The sequence below is a fragment of the Bradyrhizobium sp. genome (assembly GCF_016462955.1).
GTDB lineage: Bacteria > Pseudomonadota > Alphaproteobacteria > Rhizobiales > Xanthobacteraceae > Bradyrhizobium.
This window is the reverse complement of sequence record NZ_JAEMSD010000284.1, coordinates 1-5,638: the sequence shown is the minus strand read 5'-3', so window position 1 is coordinate 5,638 and position 5,638 is coordinate 1. Positions and strand designations below refer to the sequence as shown.

Here is a 5,638-nt window from a genome sequence, read left to right as displayed (position 1 = left end):
CTGAAGCGCTGGGACTACGATCTCGTCGGCATGGACGAAGTCTGCCGGCGCGCGGTGACGCTGCCGGAGAAGCGTCGCTTCGTGGCGCTGACCTTCGACGGCGCCAGCAAGGATCTCGCCACCTTTGCCTATCCGGTGCTGACGCGTCACGCCGTGCCCTTCACGATCTATGTGCCGACCGCCTTTCCGGACGGCGTCGGCGAGGCTTGGTGGCTGGGGCTGGAGCAGGTGATCGCGCGCGAGAGCCGCATCATCCTGATGATGGGCGAGAAGGAGCAGCGATTTACCGTTACCGACGATGCCGGGAAGCGGGCGCTGTTCTCCCATCTCGAGGGCTGGCTGCGCTCGCTGCCGCATGCGAACCTGTCGGCTGCGATCGCCGACCTCTGCACGCGCTACCGCGTCGACCTCGCCGCGCTCTCGCGCGAGGCGTCGATGAACTGGGAGGACCTTGCGAGGTTCGCTGCGGATCCGCTGGTCACGATCGGCAGCGCGACCGTGAATTATCCCGATCTCGCCAATCTGACGGATCCGGCCGCGCTGCGCGAGATGAAGATGGGCAAGGCCGTTGCTGAATCGGCTTTCCACCGCGAGATCAGGCATTCCGCCTTTCCGTTCGGCGACCGCGCCTCGTTCCGGCGCAGCCACGTCGTGATGGCGGAGGAGGCAGGCTTTGCCAGCGCGGTGTCGACGATCCCCGGCATCGTGGAGGCGGAAGGTCGTACCAATCTGCGCGCGTTGCCGCGGATCTGCTGGAACGGCCGCGTTGGTTCCCTGCGCCTGCTGCGCGTGCTGGTGTCGGGCGCTGCCTTCGCGCCGGTACGGCCGACCGGCAGTGCTACGAGCCGGACTTGACGCGGTCGGGCCGCTGCATCCAGCTCACGATCGGCATCGCCGGCAGCACCCAGCCCATGCCGACGACCACATAGTAGATCGCCTGTCGCCAGCCGGATTCGGCGATCCACGGCATCTGCGCCGCCGCCATGCCGAGCAGGGCCCAGACCGTGGCCAGCACCAGGAGCAGGATGGCGCCGAGGAACTTACGGGTGCGGATGGTCATGGCGGATTATTGGCGGCCTTCGCGTAACTTGCGCTGCGGGAGCGGGGGACTATAAGGGGCACGCAGTCCGGTTCAAGCCTGGTTTTTGCCTGTGATGACGACGATTTCCGCCCCGTCCGAGCCGCATCGCGCCGTACGCGTGTGGCTGATCGCCGTTGCCGCGTTGATCGCGCTGATGGTGCTGGTCGGTGGCGCGACGCGGCTGACGGAATCCGGCCTTTCGATCGTGGAATGGAAGCCGGTCACCGGCAGTGTTCCGCCGCTCACCGAGGCGCAGTGGACCGAGGCGTTCGAGGCCTACAAGAAGATCCCGCAATATCGCGAGCTCAATGCGGGCATGAGCCTGTCCGAGTTCAAGGAGATCTTCTGGTGGGAATGGAGCCACCGGCTGCTGGGCCGCTTCATCGGCGCTGCGTATCTGTTGCCGTTCCTGTTCTTTCTGTGGCGCGGTGGCCTCTCCGGTGAGCTGAAGCGACGACTGTGGCTATTGTTCGCGCTGGGCGGGCTCCAGGGCGCGGTCGGCTGGTGGATGGTGGCTTCGGGCCTGACGGAACGCACCGAGGTCTCGCAATATCGGCTGGCGACGCATCTGGTGCTGGCGCTCGTGATCTTCGCCGGCATCGTCTGGACCGTGCGGCGCCTCAAGGAGCGGCCGCAGATCGCAGTGCCTGGACGGCTGCGGTTGACCAGCGCGCTGCTCCTCGCCGTGACCTTCGTGCAGATCTATTTCGGCGCGCTGGTTGCGGGCCTGCGCGCCGGGCGTGCCTACAACACCTGGCCCGAGATCGACGGCGCTTTCATCCCGTCCGCCGAGCGGCTGTGGTTCGAGACGCCGTGGTGGCGTAACATGTTCGACAACGTGCTGACGGTGCAGTTCGAGCATCGCATGATGGCCTACGCGCTGTTCGCGCTGGCGGCGCTGCATGCGATCGACGCGGTGCGTTCGCGCGCAGGGGCGGCGGCGAGCGGCGCGCTGTGGTTGTTTGCGGCGGTGAGCGTGCAGGCGGTTCTCGGCATCCTCACGCTGCTCAACCAGGTGCCGATCGGCCTTGCGCTCGCGCATCAGGCGGTCGCGATCGTGGTGCTGACGCTCGCGGTGATGCAGGTGGATCGGCTTGCAGCGCGGCAACCTGCGGAATCGCAGCCGCGCGCGGTCCCCGTGGGTCAGCCCGGCTGATCACCATCAGCCCGGCTGATCAGCAATAGCCGTAGACGCCGCATGCATAGGGCAGGCGCCAGAAATAATCGACCTGCTTGCCGCCGTAATATGCGCCCTGATAGTCGTAGCTCCAGGGGCGGCCGTAATAGCCGGGCAGGGTGTGCGAGCCCGGCAGCAGCGGGGTGCCCGGCAGGTTGCGGATATAGCTGCCGACCCCATAGGCCGGCGAGATCAGCGCATCCGGATCGGTCTCGACGTAGACCTGCGGCGGGTCTTTGGCGACAGCGCGCCGCTTCGGCGTGGCCGGCAGATCGGCGGCGAGCGCGCTTGAAACCGTCAGCATTGCTGCAAGGGCAGGCACCATCCAGCGCACCATCGTCGGCTCCGAATCAAAGGGGCGATCCAAGGACGATGTATGGGGCAGATATGGTTAATGAGGATTAACGGGGTGCCGTCATTCCGGGGCGGTGCAAAGCACCGAACCCGGAGTCTCGAGATTCCCCGGTGCGCAATTGCGCGCCTGTGGTCTGATCCTTCGGACTTTCCCGGAATGACGGTGACGACTACGCCCCCAGCGCCTGCTCGAGATCCGCGATCAGGTCTTCCTTGTCCTCGATGCCGACCGACAGCCGCACCACGTCAGGGCCGGCGCCGGACTTGATCTTGGCGGCGTCGTCGAGCTGGCTGTGCGTGGTCGAGGCGGGATGGATGACGAGCGAGCGGGTGTCGCCGACATTGGCCAAATGCGAGAACAATTGCAGTTTCGACACCAGATTGACCCCGGCGTCATAACCGCCCTTCAGGCTGAAGGTGAACACTGCGCCCGCGCCCTTCGGCGCATATTTGCGCGCGAGCTGGTTGTATTTGTCGCTCGGCAGGCCGGCATAACTCACCGATGCCACCGCGGGATGGCCGGCGAGGAATTCGGCGACCGCTTTGGCATTGTCGCAGTGCTTCTGCATGCGCAGCGGCAGTGTCTCGATTCCCGTGAGGATCATGAAGGCGTTGAACGGCGACAGCGCCGGGCCGAGATCGCGCAGGCCGAGCACCCGGCAGGCGATCGCGAAGGCGAAATTGCCGAAGGTCTCCTGGAGGCGGATGCCGTGATATTCGGGGCGCGGCTCCGACAGCATCGGATACTTGCCGCCCGTCGACCAGTCGAAGGTGCCGGCATCGACGATGATGCCGCCGAGGGAGTTGCCGTGGCCGCCGAGGAATTTCGTCAGGGAGTGCACCACGATGTCGGCACCGTGGTCGATCGGGCGGATCAGGTAGGGCGAGGCCAGCGTGTTGTCGACGATCAGCGGCACGCCCGCCTTGCGCGCCACCGTCGAGATCGCCTCGATGTCGGTGATGCTGCCAGCGGGATTGGCGATGGACTCGATGAAGATGGCTTTGGTGCGCGGCGTCACCGCGCGTTCGAAGCTTGCGATGTCATCGGGATCGGCCCACACCACGTTCCAGCCGAAGCTCTTGAACGCATGCGTGAACTGGTTGATCGAGCCGCCATAGAGTTTTCGCGCGGCGATGAACTCGTCGCCGGGCTGGAGCAATTGCTGCAGCACCACGACCTGCGCGGCGTGGCCCGAGGCGACCGCGAGCGCGGCGGTGCCGCCTTCGAGCGCGGCGACGCGCTCTTCCAGCACCGCATTGGTCGGATTGCCGATGCGGGTATAGATGTTGCCGAACGCCTGCAGGCCGAACAGCGATGCGGCGTGGTCGGCATCGTTGAAGACGAAGGACGTCGTCTGGTAGATCGGAGTTGCGCGCGCACCGGTGGTTGGGTCGGGCTGTGCACCGGCATGCACGGCAAGCGTCGAGAATCCCGGAAGGCGATCGCTCATTTGGGCGTCCTGTTCTTGTGGTCTGTAATCGCGCGGCATGCTGATCGGCGCCGCGGCCGCCGTCAAGGCGCGGCTTCACATCGAAATGATCGTGCTACGCATTGTCGCGTCGCGAGAAGAACCTTCGCAATTGCGTCAGCTTTGCTCGCTCTTGTTCTTCGCAGCGCGATCAGATGCGGTGGTGGTGCCGCCGCCGACGCTCATCCGATTGAGGGACAGCCGCATGCCCTGCGTCGGTGCCGGCGCGCGCTTGGAACTCAGAGTACGTGAATTGACGCCCATCCAGGATATCTCGGATGACAGGCGCCCGTATTCGATCTTGGGGCAGCGGTTCATCACCACCTTGATGCCAACCGATTCCGCCCTCGCAGCCGCGGCGTCGTCGCGCGCGCCGAGCTGCATCCAGATCACCTTCGGCAGCGGGTCGAGCGTGAGCGCCTCCTCGACCACGGGCATGATGTGGCTGGAATTGCGGAAGATGTCGATCATGTCGACGGGACCACCGATATCGGAGAGCGAGGCGATGAACGGCTTGCCGAGCAGCTCCTTGCCGACATGGCCGGGATTGACCGGGATCATGTCGTAGCCGCGCTGCGCCAGATATTTGAACGCGAAATAGCTCGGCCGCACATTGACCGGCGAGGCGCCGACCATCGCGATCGACTTCACGCCATTGAGGATGCCGCGGATGTAATTGTCGGGATAGGCGTCGTGGTTCATCATTTTCTTTCTCCGACCCTCACGGTGAGGAGCGCGGAACGCGCGTCTCGAACCATGAAGCGGCAGCCGGGCCTCTATCCTTCGAGACGCCGCCTTCCGCGGCTCCTCAGGATGAGGAGTTGACTATTCATCCCGCCATGTCGGCGCGCGCTTCTCGATGAAGGCGCCGATGCCTTCCTCGGCGTCGCGCGCCATCATGTTCTCGGTCATCACCTCTGCGGTGTAGCGATAGGCGTCCGCAAGGCTCATCTCGGCCTGGCGATAGAACGCTTCCTTGCCGAGCTTGATCGTGTATGCTGATTTCAACGCGACCTTCTGCGCCAGCGCAATCGCGGCGTCGCGCTCGGTGCCGGCGGGAACGGTGCGATTGACCAGCCCGATCTCGCGGGCGCGCGCCGCTGGAATCGGCTCGCCCGTCAGCAGCATCTCCATCGCCTGCTTGCGCGGCACGTTGCGCGACAGCGCCACCATGGGCGTCGAGCAGAACAGGCCGATATCGACGCCGGGCGTCGCAAAGCTTGCTGCCTCGGAGGCGATCGCGAGATCGCAGCTCGCAACCAGCTGGCAACCGGCTGCGGTCGCGATACCCTGGACCGCGGCGACCACCGGCTTCGGCAGGTGCACGATCGCCTGCATCATCGCGCTGCAGGCATTCATCATCTCGGCGAAGAAGGCGCGGCCGCGATCGGGATCGGCGCGACGCGCAGTCAGCTCCTTCATCTCGGGGCCGGCGGAGAAGGCGGGACCGTTGGCGGCGATCACGACGCCGCGGACGGCCTTGTCGTCGCGGATCCTGTCGAACTCCGCATGCAGGCTCGCGATCATCGCGGCCGACAGGCTGTTACGCGCGGCCGG

Annotated in this window: 7 protein-coding genes; 2 read left to right on the top strand and 5 right to left on the bottom strand. The window is 65.6% G+C overall.

All coding sequences use genetic code 11. From position 1 onward, the window contains the following. On the top strand, window positions 1-855 hold an 855-nt coding region (locus tag JHD07_RS24835), incomplete at its 5' end, for a polysaccharide deacetylase family protein (RefSeq protein ID WP_291626846.1). Here JHD07_RS24835 and JHD07_RS24830 read toward each other — a convergent pair. Next, window positions 839-1,060 carry a DUF2842 domain-containing protein gene (locus JHD07_RS24830; RefSeq protein WP_018320088.1) on the bottom strand — a complete coding sequence of 74 codons (222 nt, stop codon included), beginning with the start codon at window positions 1,058-1,060 and terminating at the stop codon, window positions 839-841. The two genes, JHD07_RS24835 and JHD07_RS24830, sit on opposite strands and share 17 nt — an antisense overlap. A gap of 94 nt (window positions 1,061-1,154) precedes the next feature. Here JHD07_RS24830 and JHD07_RS24825 point away from each other — a divergent pair, with 94 nt between their 5' ends. After that, window positions 1,155-2,237 (top strand): COX15/CtaA family protein, encoded by a 1,083-nt coding sequence (locus tag JHD07_RS24825; RefSeq protein WP_291626841.1) that lies wholly within the window; start codon window positions 1,155-1,157, stop codon window positions 2,235-2,237. Between the two features lie 19 nt (window positions 2,238-2,256). Here the strand turns inward: JHD07_RS24825 and JHD07_RS24820 are convergent, their stop codons facing one another. The 4 genes from JHD07_RS24820 to JHD07_RS24805 all read right to left on the bottom strand — a co-directional run. Beyond that, complete coding sequence (locus JHD07_RS24820; protein ID WP_291626840.1) at window positions 2,257-2,595, bottom strand: hypothetical protein; 339 nt, start codon at window positions 2,593-2,595, stop codon at window positions 2,257-2,259. 187 nt (window positions 2,596-2,782) lie between these two features. Further along, entirely contained in the window at window positions 2,783-4,063 is a 1,281-nt protein-coding gene (locus tag JHD07_RS24815; protein WP_291626838.1) for an O-acetylhomoserine aminocarboxypropyltransferase, read from the bottom strand. Between the two features lie 135 nt (window positions 4,064-4,198). Beyond that, window positions 4,199-4,783, bottom strand: a complete 585-nt coding sequence (locus tag JHD07_RS24810; protein ID WP_291626852.1) for a CoA-binding protein — start codon at window positions 4,781-4,783, stop codon at window positions 4,199-4,201. Between the two features lie 123 nt (window positions 4,784-4,906). Beyond that, window positions 4,907-5,638: enoyl-CoA hydratase (locus JHD07_RS24805; RefSeq protein ID WP_291626836.1), on the bottom strand; the 732-nt coding region annotated here is incomplete at its 5' end.

Coding starts and splice junctions, on each gene's coding strand:
- JHD07_RS24825 (WP_291626841.1), top strand. CDS start 1,155: ATGACGACGATTTCCGCCCCGTCCGAGCCGCATCGCGCCGTACGCGTG.
- JHD07_RS24815 (WP_291626838.1), bottom strand. CDS start 4,063: ATGAGCGATCGCCTTCCGGGATTCTCGACGCTTGCCGTGCATGCCGGT.
- JHD07_RS24820 (WP_291626840.1), bottom strand. CDS start 2,595: ATGGTGCGCTGGATGGTGCCTGCCCTTGCAGCAATGCTGACGGTTTCA.
- JHD07_RS24830 (WP_018320088.1), bottom strand. CDS start 1,060: ATGACCATCCGCACCCGTAAGTTCCTCGGCGCCATCCTGCTCCTGGTG.
- JHD07_RS24810 (WP_291626852.1), bottom strand. CDS start 4,783: ATGAACCACGACGCCTATCCCGACAATTACATCCGCGGCATCCTCAAT.